We start from the raw sequence: 17,573 nt of genomic DNA, 5'->3' as shown, positions 1-17,573 counted from the left end.
GCCGGCGGCGGTTGCGACGTCCGGAGGATAGTGATGACAGCTACATCATTTCCGGTACCTTGAGCGAGGTACCATCGTTGAAACGGCTCAGGCGATAGGGAGAGACATCGATCATCGGGCTTGCACCCGTGACCATATCCGCCACCAATTCCCCTGCCGCCGGCCCCAGCGCGAAACCATGACCGCTGAACCCGGTGGCGAGATAGAGGCCCGGCAAGGCGGCGACGTCAGAAATGACGGGGATGAGATCGGGCGTGGTATCAATCGCGCCGGCCCACGCATAAGCCACGCGCAACTCCGACAATTGCGGAATGGCACGCTTGACGTTATCCAGCGCACGCCTGGCAAAATCGGCATCGGGACGCGGATCAAGTACCCGGCACCGCTCAAATGGCGACACTTGATCAAACGCCCAGGTGCTGGTGGCTTCGGGCCCTTCCATCCACGCCCGGGAAAGACGATAGGTCAGTTTCTTGCCGATGTCGTTCTTGTAATTGCGATAGTACTGAAGCCCGTTCTTCAGCCCGACGGGGGCCAGGTCAATGCGTCCGAAACCGGGCACGGCGACCGAATAGGCACCGTCAAGACGACGACGCAGCGCGAAGCCCGGGCCGCTGAAGCAGCCGCTCACGACCTCCGGCGCAACCGAAGTCCGCATGGTGGTTCCGACCACGTTGACTACCGGGAACGCAATCCCGTGACGCCGGCACAAGCGCCCGCTCCAGGCACCGCCGGCGCAGACCACGGTGGAGGCCTTGATCAGACCGCGCTCGGTCCACACACCGCTGAGACGTCCGCCGCTGGTCTCCAGGCCTCGGACGGCGCACTGCTGGTAGAGGTGCGCCCCCAGGCGCTTGGCGCCCTCCGCCAACGCAGGCGCGGCTCGCGAGGGCTCGGCTCGGCCATCGGTGGGAGACCAGACGCCGCCTTTGTAGTCCGGCCCGCCCGAAGGCGTACGCGCCTTCACTTCGGACGCACTGAGGATATGACTGACAAAGCCGACCTCCTTCGCGCGCTGGCCCCACGCGCTCCACTTGGCGAGATCCTTCTCTTCGTTGGTGGCGTACAGAATTCCTTCACGGCGGAAGCCCAGATCGATCTGGATCTCGTCGCGCAGTTCGTTCCAACGCCGCAGACTGCGCATGGCCAGCGGCAATTCGAACAGATCCCGGTTCTGCTGGCGCACCCATCCCCAGTTGCGGCCAGACTGTTCGCCGCCGACGATGCCCTTTTCAAGGATGGCCACGGAGATGCCGCGCCTGGCCAGCTCATAGCCGATCGAGGTGCCGACGATGCCGGCACCGATGACCACGACATCGACTTCACTGACAAACTCTGGCGAATCATAAACTTCTTCCACTCTCAGCATGGCACTGGTCCGATCTCTCAGTCTCTGGTCTACAAGAAAAATCCGCCTCACAGCGGTGGCCATGAACGCCTGCACCAGGCGGTCACATGTCTTGCGAAATCCTGTTGCAACTTCGCCGGGATGCGATCCCTGGAAGCAGGATCAACGGCATCTGCGGATCGCTGAGGACAGCGATACCCGCATTCACTCTTTTGCCTCAGGCATTGCCTGCTCTGCAGGTGCGGCGGGACGCTCATCGTCGGCCCGATTGGTCAGCACATGGCGCAAAAACTCCCGGGTGCGCGCTTCGCGGGGCGCACCAAGGACTTGTCTGGCCTCCCCCTCTTCGATGATGAGGCCGGCGTGGAGAAAACAAACGCGGTCAGCCACTTCGCGCGCAAAGCCCATTTCGTGCGTGACGACCAGCATGGTCATGCCTTCCCGCGCCAAGGTCCGCATGACACTGAGGACCTCGCCGACGAGCTCGGGATCGAGTGCAGAAGTCGGCTCGTCGAACAAGATGGCCTTGGGCTTCATCGCCAGTGATCTTGCAATGGCCACCCGCTGTTGCTGGCCGCCCGAGAGCTGATGCGGATAGGCATGGATCTTCTGCCCCAATCCGACCTTGTTGAGCATCTCGATGGCTTCCCGGCGCGCTTGTTCAACCGGCAGTCGCTTGACGTGCACCGGGCCTTCCATCACGTTCTCCAGCGCGGTCCGATGCGGGAACAGGTTGAATCGCTGAAAGACCATGCCGACCTGGGTACGCAATTGATTGATGTGGCGAGAACGCTGCTCGACCACCTGATTCAACAACCGGATTTCCCCCGAATCGTAGGATTCAAGCGCATTGATACAGCGAAGCAGCGTCGATTTACCGGAGCCGGATGCGCCAATCAGGCAAACGACCTCGCCTTCCTTCACCTCCAGGGAAATCCCTTTGAGGACGGAGAAGTCCCCGAAATTCTTGGTCACGTTCTTGATTTCAATCATCGCCGGCTCACTTCACCTTGTGTTTTCCAAAACGTCTCTCCAGCATCTTGGTGAGACTCATCAATGGCAGGCTCATCGCCAGGTAGCCCACGGCAATGAGCGTATAGACCTCGAGGTTCTGAAAGGTGGCGGCTGCGAGCAAGGTTCCCTGCCGCGTCATTTCCGTGACGGTGATGGTGGAGGCCAGCGAGGAATCCTTGAGCATCGAGACCAGCGTATTGCTGTACGGTGGCAGGGCGACCTTGATGGCCTGCGGCAGGATGACCCGCGTCATGGTCTTGACCCGGCCCATGCCGATCGACTGCGCGGCCTCATACTGCCCCATATCCACCGATTCGATGCCGGACCGGATGATCTCGGCCACGTAAGTCGAATAGCCGAACGCGAGACCGATGATACTGGCCTGCAAGGCGCTGAGCTGAATATGAATCGAGGGAAAGACGAAGTAGATATAGAACAGCAAGACGATCATCGGCAGGCCGCGGACGATGTTGATCAGGGTCGCCGTGACCTGCCGCACCGGGGCATGGCGGGACATCTTCAGCAAGGCCCAGACCAGACCCAGCAGCGTGCTCAACACCAGGCAGCTGAGGGTGATGAAAATCGTCATCCCCGCCCCTTGCAACAGGATCGGCACAAAGTCCGCCATATCATTCCAACGCATTGTCTTCCCTCTGATGATGATTGCTGGAGGTGACGGAGCAGTCTCCGTCACGCCGGTCCCGAACCCGGGCTGAAAGACACGTCAGTCGACGAAGTTCCATTTCTTCAAGATCTGGTCCAACGTGCCATCGGCCTTGATCTTGACCAGTCCATCATTGATCTTGGTCAGCAGCGCGGTATTGCCCTTCTTGACGCCAAAGGCAATCGGCACCTTGCGCAGTGGCTTGAAGCCATCGACCACACGGCATCCTTGCAGGGCACCGTTGGCTTCCTGGGCTTTCCAGATCGGGTAATCATTGAAGCCTGCGGTAATGCGGCCCAAGGCTACGTCACGCGCCATATCGGCTGCGGTGTTGTACAGCTTCACTTCCTTGAAGATGCCAAGCTTCATCAACTCTTCCGACGTCTCTTCGCCTGCACCGGCACCGATGACGGTTCCGGCCAGATCCTGGATGGTGCGATATTGCTTCTTGTCCGAGGCACTGACGATGATGCCTTTTCCGAATTCGGCTACCGGCTCAGAGAAATCGACGACTTCCTTGCGCTTCGGGGTGGGCGACATCCCGGCCACGATGAGATCGATCTTGTCCGAGACCACGGACTGCACCAGTGCGGAAAAAGGAACGATGTCGAAGGAGATTTCAAATCCCTCCCGCTTGCCGATTTCGCGGATCACATCCGGCATCACGCCTTCAATCTGCTGCGTCTTGATGTTCAGGAATGCATTGGGCACGCTGGAAGGTGTCGTTCCGGCAGAGACTTTGGCGGGACCTGCCGCCTGAGCCTGAGTCATCGTGACCAGCATCAGGCAGGTCGCGAGGCCGGAGGCCAGGTTGCGCAAGGCACGAGCAATGTGCTTCTTGGAAGCACGGGGAGAGATACAGGGGTGCATAGCCGATCCTTAACAAAGTGGTTCTGACAAGTTCTGGAAAACAGGCAATGAAGAGGAGGACTCTTCTTTTCAATCGAACATTCGAACAATTGAACATTCGAACAATTGAACAATTGAACGACTGCACAATTGAACGACTACATAATTGAACGACTACATAATTGAAGCGCCGCGCAAGACACACTGCAATTTCGTGACTACCCATCTGCACTACCTGCCGCAAAGCGAAACTGTCCGGCAATCTGCTGGCAAACGTGACTACGGGCACTGGCCGCCCTGAGCTCGGGGCGAACCGGGTACCGCGTTTTCTTCAAAAGAAAACTGCACATTCCAAAACGCATACAAGATTTCTTCAGGCGGCGAACGCACCTGAAATCCACTCCAATCAGGAGGAAGCGCGCAAAGTTACCAGCCGCGGCATGAGATAACGTGCCAGGCAGCGTGCAAGCTCAACGGCGCTGGCGACCTTCCCATCGCAAGCTTCCGTGATGCCGCATGGCTCATCACGATGATTTGCCAAATGGCGGAAGACCCCTGCCGCTGCCCTACCTTCCCGGGCAACCCCGTCGCCCGTGCAAAAAATGCCTCGCCCGGCATTGTTGCCTCGGGTCTGCTCCAAGACAGAATGTCTGCCCGCCGTCTCCTGAAAAATGCGATGACCGCTACATACTCACCAATACAATCCGCACTACGGGCGGAATGAACCATCGCAGCTCAACGGCACCTTCAAGCATTCGCTGCCAGGATGCCCTTGAACTCCGACCAGGGATCGTTTTCCCTACTGAATCAAGCGCGTGAAATATTATTTATAAATTTCATTATAGTGAATTCAGAATGAAATTCTAGGCCTGTGGTTAAAATAACTCATGTTTTTATCCGGCCTGCTTCCTGTTCACTTTTTCGGTGCGCCGCGCCCCTGATTGGACGCACGAAGGCCCCATCTCGGGGCCGGATTTCAGAGATGAACAATGGGGGGTTGCGTATTCATCACCCACAGCAGACGTGCGGGCTTTGCGCTTTCGTTATGCACGCTGTGCGGAATGGTGCTGGCGAACTGGAAGCTGTCACCGGACTTGAGTTCGACCCGGCTACCGCCAAGATTGAGGACCACCGATCCCTCGATGACCACCCCGGCCTTCTCGCCAACCCCGATCAGCACTTCATCGGAACCGGCCCCTGGCGGGATCAGGATGATCATCATCTTGAGATCATGATTTCCCTGCGGCGACAGCAACTCCTTCTGCATGCCCCGACTGCCTACATCGAAGACGGGGCGGTCTTTGGCGCGCCGCACCACGTCGCTGGCAACATAATCCGGGGTGGCCTCGGCATCCTCCAGCAAGGCACTCAGCGGAACTGAGAGCGCCACTCTCAGACGCTCAAGGATACGCATCGACGGATTGGCCTTGTTACGTTCGACCTGGCTGACCGTCCCCACGGAAACGCCGGCGGCAGCCGCCAGCTCGTTGACCGACATCCCCCGCTCCAGACGAAGCGACTTCAGGCGCGCCCCCACATCCGCATGCGGAGCAGCAGCCGGATCCTTTTTCTTGATTTTCATTTGCGTCATTGCGTCATTCGCTTTCTCTGGAAACCTCATGGTGATTTCAGGACACCGGAAGCTGGTGCCTTCGCACATTTTATTGCAGGAGCACATGGCGGATGCCGGAAAATCTATTGATCATTATATTGAACAATGTCATATTGTATTGAACGTTCGAAAGGAAGCTTCCGGCCTCGCTTCATTGCATTTTTCACTGCAGGAAGCACCTGTGTCCACCGCTTCCTGCAGACAGTCAGGCGACGGCCAGCCTTTGACGCCGCATGAACTGCCACCCGCGCAGGGCCATCGGCTGATTCTGGCAGGCCGTAACGTGAGCCGGATCGGCAGTCACCCTCCACGACGACCAGATAAATCCAATTGACGCTGAATCATTGGGGACGATGGAAACATGTCGGAATTAGTGAAGCTTGACCGGTTCGATATCCGGATCCTCAGCCTCTTGCAACGCAACGGCCGCATGACGAATGTGGATCTCTCCAACGAGATCGGCCTGTCGCCGAGCCCATGCCTGCATCGGGTGAGACGCCTGGAGAAGGCGGGCTATATCGCCGGATATGGTGCCCACATCCATCTGGAAAAGCTGGGGCATGTTCAGTTCGTGTTCACCCAGGTCACGCTCTCCGGTCACACGCGCTGCGATTTTGAGAAATTTGAAACCCTGGTGCGTGACGTGGATGAAATCGTGGAGTGTCATCTCATCAGCGGTGCGTTTACCTATCTTCTGAAATTCGTGACGCGCGATTTGGGGCATTACCAGCGTGTGGCAGAAGACGTGCTGAGAGAAAAAGGAAACGTCGAGAAATACTTCAGTTACATCGTCATCGCCTCGCCCTCGCTCAAGGGACAATACCCGCTGGACAAGCTGGCTTGAGCTGGTGCCCGATTGTGCGCGGAAGGACTGCGCTTCTTGCTGAATGGAGTCGCTGCAAGTGTGCTTGAGAATTATGATTGGAAATTCAGCCTATAAGAATCAATGGGATAGCTAATGCTCCCAGATCGATTGCTGTGGCTAAAGAATGGAAAAGGCCTCAACTTATAATTCACAAATACATTTCCAATATAACAATAATTTGGTTACCGTCAGTTATCCCCATTTATTGGGGGCAAGCCTGTTGATAACCTCGTTGAGTAGTACGATCATTGTGCTTGCTGCTGGCGCAGAGCAGAGCGCTAAAAATTCAGGCGGCGAATTTGATCCAGGAGAAGGCACATGGACATGCACGAAGATATCGACCTTTCAATTGCCATGAGGAAATTAAATCAATTGCAACTTGAAGAAGGCGATTTAGGAGCTGCCTACGGGCTATCGATCTCGAAACTCCTCAAAACCTCTGGGGAATACCGTGATCGCGCCATTGCAGCAGAAAGAAGACTTCGGGAAATCCGTCGCCTCTGTGACTGAACGAATGTGACGAACAGACAAGCCCACAAAAAGTGGCTGTATAAACGTCAATGGGAAGCGAAGCATCCCTATGTGTTGATTTGCTCGCCGATTTGACCCTCTCTAACTGACCCGCCTTCCAGTGCCTGCTAAAGGCCGCCACACGGTCATACGACCCCTCATAACCAAGCTCCCTTAACTCCAGGAACATCTGTTTCAGGGTCCGTCTTTGCTTACGGGATTTGACCAACTCTGAGCTCAGCCACGCGGAAAGCCTGGGGGCATATGCATCCAAAGAGCTCGGTGAATGCCTGCTGGCATAGGAAGGTTCGATCGCCTCTGATCGAATGTAGCGACGAACCGTGTTTCGGGAAATGTCCAACCTGCGGGCGATTTCCCGGATCGAGACGCGATCTCTGATGTACCAGCGTCGAATGATTCCAAGTAGGGCCACGTCTATCACTCCGTTCTCCCGCTCGATGTCATGAGCAGGATTGTGGTCTAAACATGGGTCAACTTAGGATGCAAATTTCCGGGGAAACTGGGTCAGTTTTCAATGCAAATCAACACAATCTTGGCCGGCATTCGCGTTTCGTACGTAGCCTATTGATTTTATTGAGGCGAAATTCAACTCATAATTAAACCTGTCAACTTATAATTCTCAAGCACACACGCGACTCCACTCATTGGAAAAGTGCCGCGCTCTATTGGTCTTACCAATAAACTGGTAATATCCAGTTTCCCAAATCGACAGCCCATCGCCTGTCGCCCGCCCTCGGCACGCTGAGGCCGAGCCACGGCAAAAAGGCGTCATTCAGAGACAATCATTTCTCAAAGGAAACACGATGAAATTACTGCGTTACGGCCCGGTGGGGCAGGAAAAGCCCGGCGTCCTCGACCAATCCGGCAAGATCCGCGATCTGTCCGCCTACATCAAGGACGTCAACGGTGCCGTACTGGATGACGCTTCCCTGGACAAGATCCGCAAGCTGGACCTGGAAAGCCTGCCCGCCGTGGAAAGCTCGCCGCGCATCGGCGCCTGCGTCGGCAACATCGGCAAATTCATCTGCATCGGCCTGAACTACGCCGATCACGCCGCCGAATCCAACCTGCCCATCCCGGCCGAACCCGTCGTGTTCAACAAGTGGACCTCCGCCGTGGTCGGCCCCAATGACGACGTCAAGATCCCCCGCGGCTCCAAGAAGACCGACTGGGAAGTCGAACTGGGCGTGGTCATCGGCAAGGGCGGCAGCTACATCGACGAGAAGGACGCCATGTCTCACGTGGCCGGCTATTGCGTGGTCAACGACGTCTCCGAGCGCGAATACCAGATCGAACGCGGCGGCACCTGGGACAAGGGCAAGGGCTGCGATACCTTCGGCCCCATCGGCCCCTGGCTGGTCACCCGCGATGAAGTCGCCGATCCGCAAAAGCTGGGCATGTGGCTGGAAGTGGATGGCAAGCGCTACCAGAACGGCAATACCAGCACCATGATCTTCGGCGTGGCGCACATCGTTTCCTACCTGTCGCGCTTCATGAGCCTGCAGCCAGGCGACGTCATCTCCACCGGCACGCCGCCGGGCGTGGGCATGGGCGTCAAGCCAGAAGCCGTCTACCTGCGCGCCGGCCAGACCATGCGCCTGGGCATCGACGGCCTCGGCGAACAGCAGCAGAAGACCATCGACGCCTGATCCATCAGGATCACCGCGTCACCCCGCGCCGCCAGTCGGCGGCGCGGTTGCATCCCCATCGAAGTCCACAAGAACAAGAACGACCATGCGCGGGCGCATGTCCGCCTGCGCGATCCAATGACCGCAACAGGGAAGGAGAAGACACAATGAATCACTACGATTTCCAGGGCCGCAGCGCCATCATCACCGGCGGTGCCCAGGGCTTCGGCTATGCCGTGGCCGAACGCCTGCTGCAAGGCAAGGCCAAGGTGGTGCTGTGGGACATGGACGAAAAAGCGCTGGCCGAGGCCCGCGCCAAGCTGGAACCGCTGGGCAATGTCGAGACTGTCCGCGTGGATATCTCCGACCAGTCCGACGTCCAGCAAGCCATCGAAGCCACCGAAAAACTCACCCAGTCCATCGACATTCTGGTGCACAGCGCCGGCATCGCCGGACAGAACAATCCGGTGGCGGACTACTCGCCTGAAGAATGGCGCCGCGTGATCGACATCGATCTCAACGGCGCCTTCTACGTCAACCAGGTGGTAGTCCAGCGCATGATCGCGCAGAACTACGGCCGCATCGTCAATATCGCCTCCATCGCCGGCAAGGAAGGCAATCCCACCGCCTCCGCCTACAGCGCCGCCAAGGCCGGCATGATCGCCCTCACCAAGAGCCTGGGCAAGGAAACCGCGACCCGCAACATCGCCGTCAACGCCATCACCCCGGCCGCCGCGCAGACCCGCATCCTGGAGCAATGCACCCAGGCCCACATCGACTACATGCTCTCCAAGATCCCGCGTGCGCGCTTCGTGAAAGTGGAAGAGCTGGCGGCGATGGTGGCGTGGCTGGTGTCCGAGGAGAATTCCTTCACCACGGCATCCGTCTTCGATCTCTCGGGCGGACGAGCCACCTACTGAGGGCGCGGGGCGCGGCCCCCGGTCTTCCTCGGTGGAAGTGACGCAGAATGCTTCATTTGCGCCGCTACCCACCGTCGTTGCGGCCTGCCCAAAACAAGAAACCCGCCAGGATGTGAATGGCGGGTTTCTTGTTTGTGACGTCGGCGTCGGCTTCGTCGCTTCGTCGCTTTGTCAGCGCAAGGCCGGTCGCGGCGGCGTGATGTCTACCGGTGGGCGGCTCGCCACTTCCTCGCTGCCGTAGCCCACCTGGTCCTGCGCCAGTACCTTGAACTGGCTCACCACTTCGGACAGGCGCGCGGCCTGTTCCTGCATCGCTTCGGCAGCGGCGGCAGCTTCTTCGACCAGGGCGGCGTTCTGCTGGGTGGTCTGGTCCATGTCGGTGATGGCCAGATTGACCTGGCTGATGCCGTCGCTCTGCTCGCTGCTGGCCGCCGTGATCTCGGAGACGATGTCGGCGACCTGACGCACGCTGGCCACCACTTCGTCCATGGTCGTGCCGGCACGTTCCACCAGCTCGCTGCCGGAACCGACCTTGGCCACCGAGTCATCGATCAGGGTCTTGATTTCCTTCGCGGCCGAGGCCGAGCGCTGGGCCAGCGAACGCACTTCCGAGGCCACCACGGCAAAGCCCCTGCCCTGCTCGCCTGCACGGGCCGCTTCCACGGCGGCATTCAGGGCCAGGATGTTGGTCTGGAACGCGATGCCGTCGATGACGCTGATGATGTCGACGATCTTGCGCGAGGATTCATTGATGGAACCCATGGTCGAGATCACCTGCGACACCACTTCCCCGCCCTGCTGTGCCACCGAGGAAGCGGAGGCCGCCAGTTGGTTGGCCTGGCGGGCGTTGTCGGCATTCTGGGCCACGGTGGAGGTCAGCTCTTCCATGGCCGAGGCAGTTTGTTCCAGGGCACCAGCCTGGCGTTCGGTCCGCGCCGAGAGGTCGAGGTTGCCGGTGGCGATCTCGCGCGAGGCAGTGCCGATGGCATCGGTGCCGCTGCGCACCTGGCCGACGATGCGCGCCAGGTTGCCGGTCATGGCCTGCAGGGCATGCATCAGCTTGCCGGTTTCATCCTTGCGGGCGGCCAGATGGTCATCGACACGGGTGGTGAGATCGCCAGCGGCCACGGCTTCGGCCACATTGACCGCCTTTTCCAGCGGCCGCGTGATGCCCAGCGCCAGGCTGCGGGCGAACAGCCAGCCCAGCACCACTTGCAGGATGGCCAGGCCGATCATGAGGTTGCGGCTTTCGTGATAGACCTGCTGGATGTCCTTGGCCACCTGGTCGATATTGGCGCGCTGCAGATTGAGCAACTGCTGCAGCAGATCCAGATAGCCCTTGGCTGCGACATCGAAGGGGCCGGCCAGGATCTTGGCAGCCTCCTCGGCGTTGCCGTCGGCCTTGGCCTTGGAGATGGCGTCACGGTGCTTGATGTAATCCTTGCGCACCTCGCCCAGCTTGGCGAAGACAGCTTTCTCTTCCGGCGATTCGATCAGGGCTTCGATGGCCTTCTGCTGTTCGGTGGACATGCGGCTGGCCTCGGCGGCGTCGGCCGCGAAGAAGGTGGCCAGGCTCGGATCGGTACTCTTGGCAATGGCCGTAGTCCGGCGCACGCTGGTGTGGATGGTGCGATACCAGTCGGAGACCAGGCGTTCCTTGGTCAGCGGCTCGTGCATCATTTCGTCGGTGGCGGCGGCGATGCCTTGCAGACGCCAGATCGACAGCGCGACGACCACGCTGGCCGCAGCCAGGATGACGGCAAAACCCAGGCCCAGGCGGCGGCCGATCTTCATGTTGGCGAAATAGCTCATCGTTTTCTCTTATGCGCAGTAGGTGGAGGGGTAGACCGGTACATCTACGGACCGGTCTCAGGCGCTTCGGCTTCATGGTGCGACGAATACCGCCGCGGCGCGATCAGGGATTTCCTGACAACAAGCTGTCATCGCGGCAACGGGATGACGGCTTGCTGGCTAGCACACGGCGGGATGCGCCCGGTGCCGACCAGGAATGCGAAGCCTGCCCGTGGCGCGCACATGCATGCGACAGCGCCGCCGGCAATGGCCGGGGCTTGCGAGGCGCCATTGTTGCCGTGAAGACAGAAGGCAGGCATTCGTAATTTCACTTACTGACGACATGTCAGCGTTGAGCTATGGCGCAATAGTACGCGCCTGCGGCCGATTCAAACATGAAAAAAGGATGCCGAAGCATCCTTTCCATTTGGTTTGACCGGAGGTGGGCAGTTTATTGCTGCGCCGCGTAATCCGCGATGGTCTGGGTCGCCGGGAAGTGCACCGTGAAGGTACTGCCGTGATCCGGCACCGAGGCAATCTCCAGCGTGGCATGGTGGCGCAGCAGCACGTGACGCACGATGGCCAGGCCCAGGCCGGTGCCCTGGGTCTCGCGCGAGCGGCTCTTGTCGACGCGATAGAAGCGTTCGGTCAGGCGCGAGATATGTTCGGGGCTGATGCCGATGCCGGTATCTTGCACCGCGAAATGTGCGCCCTGCTCGTCACTCTGCCAGCGCAGGGTGATGGTGCCGCCTTCCGGGGTATAGCGCACGGCATTGGTGACCAGGTTGGTAAAGGCGCTGCGCAGTTCATCGGCATTGCCCTTGAGGTCGGGGCCGTCGACCACCAGGCGGATGTCATGCTTGCCCGCCGACAGCGCACGGCCTTCCTCGGCGATGCGCTCCAGCAGCGGACGGACGCGCAGCACTTCGGAGCGCAGGGGGTAGTCGATCGATTCCAGGCGCGTCAGCGTGAGCATGTCGTCGATCAGGTTCTGCATGCGCTGGCCCTGCTCGGTCATGAGCTTCAGGTGGGCCATGCGGGTGGACTCTTCCAGATTCGGCTGCGCCAGCGCGATTTCCAGAAAACCGTTGATGACGGTCAGCGGCGTGCGCAGTTCGTGCGAGGCATTGGCCACGAAGTCACGGCGCATCATGTCGATGCGCTGCGATTCGGTGACGTCGTGGGTGACCAGGATCTGGCGGCGGTTCTCGAAGGGGATGATCTGGATGATCAGCTTGCGCTCATGCAGGGCCAGCGTGAGCGGCTGCTCGTAGCGGCCCAGGATGATGTAGTCGATGAAGGCCGGATTGCGGATCAGGTTGGTGACGCGCATGCCCTTGTCGCGGTCCAGCTTGAGGCCCAGGTGCGACTGCGCGGCCGGGTTGCACCATTCGAGGAAGAGCACGTCGTCCATGATCACCACGCCATCCGGCAGCAGGCTCATGGCCTGGCGGAAGCGCGCCAGCCACTCGGCCAGTTCGGCCTGGTTGCGTTCATCGTCGCGGCGCATGCGGTACAGGCGCGCATAGACATCGGTCCAGGCCCCCCAGCCATCGGGCAGGCGCGACTGGCCGGAATCATCCAGCCAGGTCGACAGGCGCAGCAGGTAGTGCAGGTGCGTGATCATCATCGCGCCCACGCCCAGCACCGCCGTGACCAGCCCGATGATGGGGCCGAAGAAGAAACCGACGACTCCTGCTCCGGCCAGGCACAACACCAGGCGCAATACAGCAGGAATCCAGAACAGAAGTTGTGGACTCATTGATTTGACAGATAAATCTGGGAAGCGCCCGCGCGCCGGTTTTTTAATTTTATTGATTATGAACGACGCGGGCTGTTTGGTCTTTGATCTTTATTTACTTGATCGTGATTTGCTTGATCGCTATTTGCTTGATCGTTATTTGGTCGAGAGCATGTAGCCCACGCTGCGCACCGTCTTGATGAGGTACTCGGCATCGCGCAGGGCCTTGCGCAGGCGCAGCACGTGGACATCCACGGTGCGTTCCTCGATCACCACGTGGTCGCCCCAGACGCGGTCGAGCAGCTGGCTGCGCGAGAACACGCGATCAGGATGCGCCAGGAAAAACTTCAGCAGCTTGTATTCGGCATGGCCGATATCGATGCGTGCGCCCGACAGGCTCACCGAGCAGCTGGCCGGATCGAGCGTGACCGGACCGGCCGACATCACTTCCTGGGCGTGCTCCGGGCTCTTGCGGCGCAGGAGGGCCTTGATGCGCGCGGTCAGTTCGCGCGGCGAGAAGGGCTTGGTGATGTAGTCGTCGGCACCGTTGTCGAGGCCGGCGATCTTGTCTTCTTCCATGCTCTTGGCGGTGAGCATGATGACCGACAGTTGCTGCAGCTGGCGGTCGGCGCGGATGCGCGAGAGCAGGTGCAACCCGCTGCGGTCGGGCAGCATCCAGTCCAGCAGCACCAGTTGCGGGGCGCGGTGCTGGACGAAGTCCCAGGCCGCGGCCGCGTTGGAGACGACGAAACTGGACCAGCCTGCCTCCTTGAGGGTGAAGGCAATCAGTTCGGCAATGGAGGGTTCGTCTTCGACGATGAGGATAGTAGTCATGATAGTCAGGCTGGTAAGCAGTATCGCGGGTCTCCCCTCCGCAATCCGGTGCTGGCAGCGCTTCCCCCGCTGCCAGTAACGGTGCCGTCGTGCTTAGTCTTCTTCCTGGAGCGCCTTGGCCGAACCGAAGTCGGTGTGGCGGATATCCTTGCCACCGACCACGTAGACCACGTATTCGGCGATGTTCTTGGCATGGTCGCCGATGCGTTCGATGGCCTTGGCCACCCACAGGGTATCGATGGAACCGGAGATGGTGCGCGGGTCTTCCATCATGAAGGTGATGAGGCTGCGGGTGATGGAACGGAAACCGTGGTCGATGCGTTCGTCCTGCTTGATCAGTTCCCGCGCCTGCTGGTCATCCAGGCGGGCGAAGGCGTCGAGGGCGCTGCGCAGCTGGTCCATGGCCTGTTCGGCGATCAGGCTCACGGTTTCGTAGTGCGAGACCAGGCCGATGCCGCGCTTGTGCAGGTGGATGGCGGTGCGGGCGATCTTGGTCGCCTCGTCGCCCACGCGTTCCAGATCGGTGATGATCTTGATGGTGGCCATGACGGTACGCAGGTCATTGGCGGTTGGCTGGCGGCGCACGATCAGGTGGCTGCAGGCGTCGTCGAGTTCTACTTCGAGGCGATTGACGGCTTCGTCGTCCTTCATCACGCGATGGGCGACGTCGAGGTTGCCGTTGCGGAAGGCCGCAATCGCGTCCTGGAACTGGTGTTCCACCATGCCGCCCATGGCGAGCACCTTGGAGCGGATCTGCTCCAGATCCTGGTCATACTGTTTGGAGGAATGATCGCCGGTCATGTGACGTCCCTAAAAAGAATTTCTATAAATAATATATACGGTGCAATGACTACTCTGTGGAATCGTCGTATCGGCGTAGCGAGCGCTTCGAGTTCGCGTCGAGAAGCGCAGCCGTACTGGGTACGGCGAGCATCGCAGACGCGAAATCGGAGCGCGCAGTAGCCGAGACGACGGTTCGATCAGCCAAAGCGGCCGGTGATGTAGTCTTGGGTTTCCTTGCGCACCGGATTCATGAAGATCTGATCGGTCTCGCCAAACTCCACCAGCTCGCCCAGGTACATGTAAGCGGTGTAATCCGAGCAGCGCGCCGCCTGCTGCATGTTGTGGGTCACGATGGCGATGGTGTAGTCGTTCTTGAGTTCACCGATCAGTTCTTCCACCTTGGCCGTCGAAATCGGATCCAGCGCCGACGTCGGTTCATCCAGCAGCAGCACTTCCGGCTTCACGGCTACGCCGCGTGCGATACACAGACGCTGTTGCTGACCACCGGAGAGCGACAGGCCGCTCTTGTGCAGCTTGTCCTTCACTTCACCCCACAGCGCCGCCTTGTTGAGCGCCCATTCGACGCGCTCATCCATCTCGCCCTTGGGCAGGTTTTCATACAGGCGGATACCGAAGGCGATGTTGTCATACACCGACATCGGGAACGGAGTCGGCTTCTGGAACACCATGCCGACCTTGGCACGCAGCATGTTCAGATCCTGGCCCGGTTCGAGGATGTTGTTGCCGGCATACATGATCTTGCCTTCGGCGCGCTGGCCGGGGTACAGGTCATACATGCGGTTGAAGGTACGCAGCAGCGTCGACTTGCCGCAGCCCGAGGGGCCGATGAAGGCGGTGACCTTGCCTTCGAAGATGTTCAGGTTGATGTTCTTCAAACCCTGGAATCCGCCGTAGTAGAAGTTCAGTTGCGAAACTTCCAGCGTGGTCTTCTGGGCCGCAGCGGCGTTGAGAGGTGCGGTCGAAGCGTGGCTTGCCATTTGATGAGCAGTAGTCATGTCGGTCACTTGGAGAATTAGCCGGGGATTTGTTGTTTGAACAGGGTGCGCGAGAGCACGTTGAGCAGCAGCACGCTGAAGGTGATCAGCAAGGCGCCGCCCCATGCCAGCGAGACCCAGTTGTCATACGGGCTCATGGCGAACTGGTTGATCACCACCGGCAGGTTGGCGATCGGACGGTTCATGTTGGTGCTGAAGAACTGGTTGTTCAGGGCGGTGAACAGCAGCGGCGCGGTCTCACCCGAAATACGTGCTACGGCCAGCAGCACGCCGGTCACCACGCCCGCCTTGACGGCACGCAGACGCACGATGATGGCCACCTTCCAGCGCGGGGCACCCAGCGCGAAGGCCGCTTCACGCAGGCCGCTCGGCACCAGTTTCAGCATGTTGTCGGTGGTACGCACCACCACCGGAATGGCGATCAGCGAAATGGCGAAGGTACCGGCCCAGCCCGAGAAGTGGTTCACGTTGGCCACGTAGATGGCGTAGATGAACAGGCCGATCACGATCGACGGTGCCGACAGCATGATGTCGGTAACGAAGCGGGTGACCTGGGCCAGCTTGCTTTCCTCGCCGTATTCGGCGAGATAGACGCCAGCCAGGATGCCGATCGGGGTGCTGATGATGGTGCTGATACCGACCATCAGCAGCGAGCCGACGATGGGGTTCAGCAGGCCGCCGCCGGCATCGCCCGGACCGGGGGTGTTTTCGGTCAGCAGGCCCAGGTTCAGCGCGGCCACGCCCTTGAAGACCAGGGTCAGCAGGATCCAGGCCAGCACGAACAGGCCCAGGCCCATGGCCAGGAAGGAGAACAGCATGCCCATGCGATGCTGCATCAGGCGACGGCGGTAGACGGGGTTCATGGCTTGCGCCTGGTCGGTGCTTTTCACACCGGCTTGTACGGTCTGGCTCATTATTTGGCTCCTTCCTTGCGGGTCATGCCCATGAGCATGATCTTGGCGGCGGACAGAACGATGAAGGTGATGACGAACAGGATCAGGCCCAGGGCAAACAGCGAGGACACGTGCAGCTTGCTGGAGGCTTCGGCGATTTCATTGGCCAGGGTTGAGGCAATCGAGTTGCCGGCCGAGAACAGCGACCAGGACAGGCGATGCGAGTTGCCGATCACGAAGGTGACCGCCATGGTCTCGCCCAGCGCACGGCCCAGGCCCAGCATCACGCCACCGACCACACCGGTCTTGGTGTAGGGCAGCACCACCTTGCGCACCACTTCCCAGCGAGTGCAGCCGAGACCGTAGGCCGATTCCTTCAGCACTGCGGGGACGACTTCAAACACGTCGCGCATCACCGAGGAGATGAAGGGGATGATCATGACCGACAGGATCAGGCCGGCGGTCAGGATGCCGATACCCATGGTCGGGCCGGAGAACAGCACGCCGATGCCGGGGATCTGGCCCAGGGTGGCCTTCAGGAAGGGCTGGCCGTATTCGGAGAACAGCGGTGCGAACACGAACAGGCCCCACATGCCGTAGATGATGGAGGGCACGCCCGCCAGCAGTTCCACACAGGTGCCCAGCGGACGGCGCAGCTTGGCCGGGCAGATTTCGGTCAGGAACAGCGCGATGCCGAAGCTGACCGGGAAGGCGATCAGCAAGGCGATGATCGAGGTCGACAGCGTGCCGACGATGGCGATCATGGCGCCGAATTCGTTATTGGTCGGATCCCATTCGACGCGCGTGATGAAGCCCGGGCCGAAGGCCTGGAACGCCGGTGCGGCACCGATGATGAGGGAAACGATGATCCCGCCCAGCATCAGCAGCACGGACAGGGCGAAGATCAGGGTGATCTTGTGGAAAAAGAAATCCTGCAGACGCTGGCGGCGCATGACGGCCATCAACTTCTCGCGCGCGGCTTGCGCACTTTCAGTCTCTGTCGGGGATTTTTTGACTTCGGTATTCGACATTGCCGTGGTGGAATAATTAGCGCTCATTTGAATTCACCATTAAAACGGGCCAT

At 59.8% G+C, this 17,573-nt stretch carries 18 protein-coding genes; 5 read left to right on the top strand and 13 right to left on the bottom strand.

Going from position 1 to position 17,573, the window contains the following annotated elements; all coding sequences use genetic code 11:
- Nucleotides 1–40 precede the first annotated feature (40 nt).
- From E2K99_RS06230 to E2K99_RS06210, 5 genes are all read right to left on the bottom strand, one after another.
- Nucleotides 41–1,369: an NAD(P)/FAD-dependent oxidoreductase gene (locus tag E2K99_RS06230; protein ID WP_134221671.1), complete on the bottom strand. Its 1,329-nt coding sequence runs from the start codon at nucleotides 1,367–1,369 to the stop codon at nucleotides 41–43.
- 183 nt (nucleotides 1,370–1,552) lie between these two features.
- The gene (locus E2K99_RS06225) at nucleotides 1,553–2,341 is read right to left on the bottom strand and encodes an amino acid ABC transporter ATP-binding protein (RefSeq protein WP_039788908.1); all 789 of its coding nucleotides are present in this window, start codon (nucleotides 2,339–2,341) and stop codon (nucleotides 1,553–1,555) included.
- A 7-nt stretch (nucleotides 2,342–2,348) separates the two neighbouring features.
- On the bottom strand, nucleotides 2,349–3,005 hold the full coding sequence (locus tag E2K99_RS06220; protein ID WP_039788912.1) for an amino acid ABC transporter permease: 657 nt from the start codon (nucleotides 3,003–3,005) through the stop codon (nucleotides 2,349–2,351).
- Nucleotides 3,006–3,086: 81 nt separating this feature from the next.
- Nucleotides 3,087–3,896 (bottom strand): substrate-binding periplasmic protein, encoded by an 810-nt coding sequence (locus E2K99_RS06215; RefSeq protein ID WP_084320241.1) that lies wholly within the window; start codon nucleotides 3,894–3,896, stop codon nucleotides 3,087–3,089.
- A 955-nt stretch (nucleotides 3,897–4,851) separates the two neighbouring features.
- Nucleotides 4,852–5,457: a cupin domain-containing protein gene (locus E2K99_RS06210; protein ID WP_240733862.1), complete on the bottom strand. Its 606-nt coding sequence runs from the start codon at nucleotides 5,455–5,457 to the stop codon at nucleotides 4,852–4,854.
- 37 nt (nucleotides 5,458–5,494) lie between these two features.
- Between E2K99_RS06210 and E2K99_RS06205 the strand changes: the two genes are divergently transcribed.
- The 3 genes from E2K99_RS06205 (at nucleotide 5,495) to E2K99_RS06195 (ending at nucleotide 6,862) form a co-directional block, all read left to right on the top strand.
- Nucleotides 5,495–5,821, top strand: a complete 327-nt coding sequence (locus E2K99_RS06205) for a hypothetical protein (protein WP_134221669.1) — start codon at nucleotides 5,495–5,497, stop codon at nucleotides 5,819–5,821.
- 27 nt (nucleotides 5,822–5,848) lie between these two features.
- Nucleotides 5,849–6,331 carry an Lrp/AsnC family transcriptional regulator gene (locus E2K99_RS06200; RefSeq protein ID WP_134221668.1) on the top strand — a complete coding sequence of 161 codons (483 nt, stop codon included), beginning with the start codon at nucleotides 5,849–5,851 and terminating at the stop codon, nucleotides 6,329–6,331.
- Between the two features lie 339 nt (nucleotides 6,332–6,670).
- The gene (locus tag E2K99_RS06195; RefSeq protein ID WP_134221667.1) at nucleotides 6,671–6,862 is read left to right on the top strand and encodes a hypothetical protein; all 192 of its coding nucleotides are present in this window, start codon (nucleotides 6,671–6,673) and stop codon (nucleotides 6,860–6,862) included.
- Here the strand turns inward: E2K99_RS06195 and E2K99_RS26200 are convergent.
- Nucleotides 6,783–7,295 (bottom strand): helix-turn-helix domain-containing protein, encoded by a 513-nt coding sequence (locus tag E2K99_RS26200; protein ID WP_166675043.1) that lies wholly within the window; start codon nucleotides 7,293–7,295, stop codon nucleotides 6,783–6,785. The genes E2K99_RS06195 and E2K99_RS26200 overlap by 80 nt on opposite strands.
- A 391-nt stretch (nucleotides 7,296–7,686) precedes the next feature.
- Here E2K99_RS26200 and E2K99_RS06185 point away from each other — a divergent pair, with 391 nt between their 5' ends.
- Both E2K99_RS06185 and E2K99_RS06180 read left to right on the top strand, forming a co-directional pair.
- Nucleotides 7,687–8,532, top strand: a complete 846-nt coding sequence (locus E2K99_RS06185; protein WP_134221666.1) for a fumarylacetoacetate hydrolase family protein — start codon at nucleotides 7,687–7,689, stop codon at nucleotides 8,530–8,532.
- Between the two features lie 146 nt (nucleotides 8,533–8,678).
- Nucleotides 8,679–9,431, top strand: a complete 753-nt coding sequence (locus tag E2K99_RS06180) for an SDR family NAD(P)-dependent oxidoreductase (RefSeq protein ID WP_134221665.1) — start codon at nucleotides 8,679–8,681, stop codon at nucleotides 9,429–9,431.
- Nucleotides 9,432–9,602: 171 nt separating this feature from the next.
- On the opposite strand, the gene E2K99_RS06175 is transcribed toward E2K99_RS06180, so the two are convergent.
- From E2K99_RS06175 to pstC, 7 genes are all read right to left on the bottom strand, one after another.
- Nucleotides 9,603–11,243, bottom strand: a complete 1,641-nt coding sequence (locus tag E2K99_RS06175) for a methyl-accepting chemotaxis protein (protein ID WP_134221664.1) — start codon at nucleotides 11,241–11,243, stop codon at nucleotides 9,603–9,605.
- Nucleotides 11,244–11,673: 430 nt separating this feature from the next.
- Nucleotides 11,674–12,984: a phosphate regulon sensor histidine kinase PhoR gene (gene phoR / locus E2K99_RS06170; RefSeq protein ID WP_134221663.1), complete on the bottom strand. Its 1,311-nt coding sequence runs from the start codon at nucleotides 12,982–12,984 to the stop codon at nucleotides 11,674–11,676.
- A 135-nt stretch (nucleotides 12,985–13,119) separates the two neighbouring features.
- Nucleotides 13,120–13,797: a response regulator gene (locus E2K99_RS06165; RefSeq protein WP_034332673.1), complete on the bottom strand. Its 678-nt coding sequence runs from the start codon at nucleotides 13,795–13,797 to the stop codon at nucleotides 13,120–13,122.
- 93 nt (nucleotides 13,798–13,890) lie between these two features.
- Nucleotides 13,891–14,598 carry a phosphate signaling complex protein PhoU gene (phoU, locus tag E2K99_RS06160; RefSeq protein WP_134221662.1) on the bottom strand — a complete coding sequence of 236 codons (708 nt, stop codon included), beginning with the start codon at nucleotides 14,596–14,598 and terminating at the stop codon, nucleotides 13,891–13,893.
- Between the two features lie 179 nt (nucleotides 14,599–14,777).
- On the bottom strand, nucleotides 14,778–15,578 hold the full coding sequence (pstB, locus tag E2K99_RS06155; protein ID WP_134224048.1) for a phosphate ABC transporter ATP-binding protein PstB: 801 nt from the start codon (nucleotides 15,576–15,578) through the stop codon (nucleotides 14,778–14,780).
- Between the two features lie 35 nt (nucleotides 15,579–15,613).
- Nucleotides 15,614–16,510, bottom strand: a complete 897-nt coding sequence (gene pstA / locus E2K99_RS06150) for a phosphate ABC transporter permease PstA (RefSeq protein WP_039788929.1) — start codon at nucleotides 16,508–16,510, stop codon at nucleotides 15,614–15,616.
- On the bottom strand, nucleotides 16,510–17,520 hold the full coding sequence (gene pstC, locus E2K99_RS06145) for a phosphate ABC transporter permease subunit PstC (RefSeq protein WP_121037939.1): 1,011 nt from the start codon (nucleotides 17,518–17,520) through the stop codon (nucleotides 16,510–16,512). The genes pstA and pstC overlap by 1 nt, the downstream gene beginning before the upstream one ends.
- Between the last annotated feature and the right edge of the window lie 53 nt (nucleotides 17,521–17,573).

The sequence above is a fragment of the Herbaspirillum huttiense genome (assembly GCF_004367745.1).
Lineage (GTDB): Bacteria > Pseudomonadota > Gammaproteobacteria > Burkholderiales > Burkholderiaceae_D > Herbaspirillum > Herbaspirillum huttiense.
This window is presented reverse-complemented; position numbering and strand designations above follow the sequence as displayed.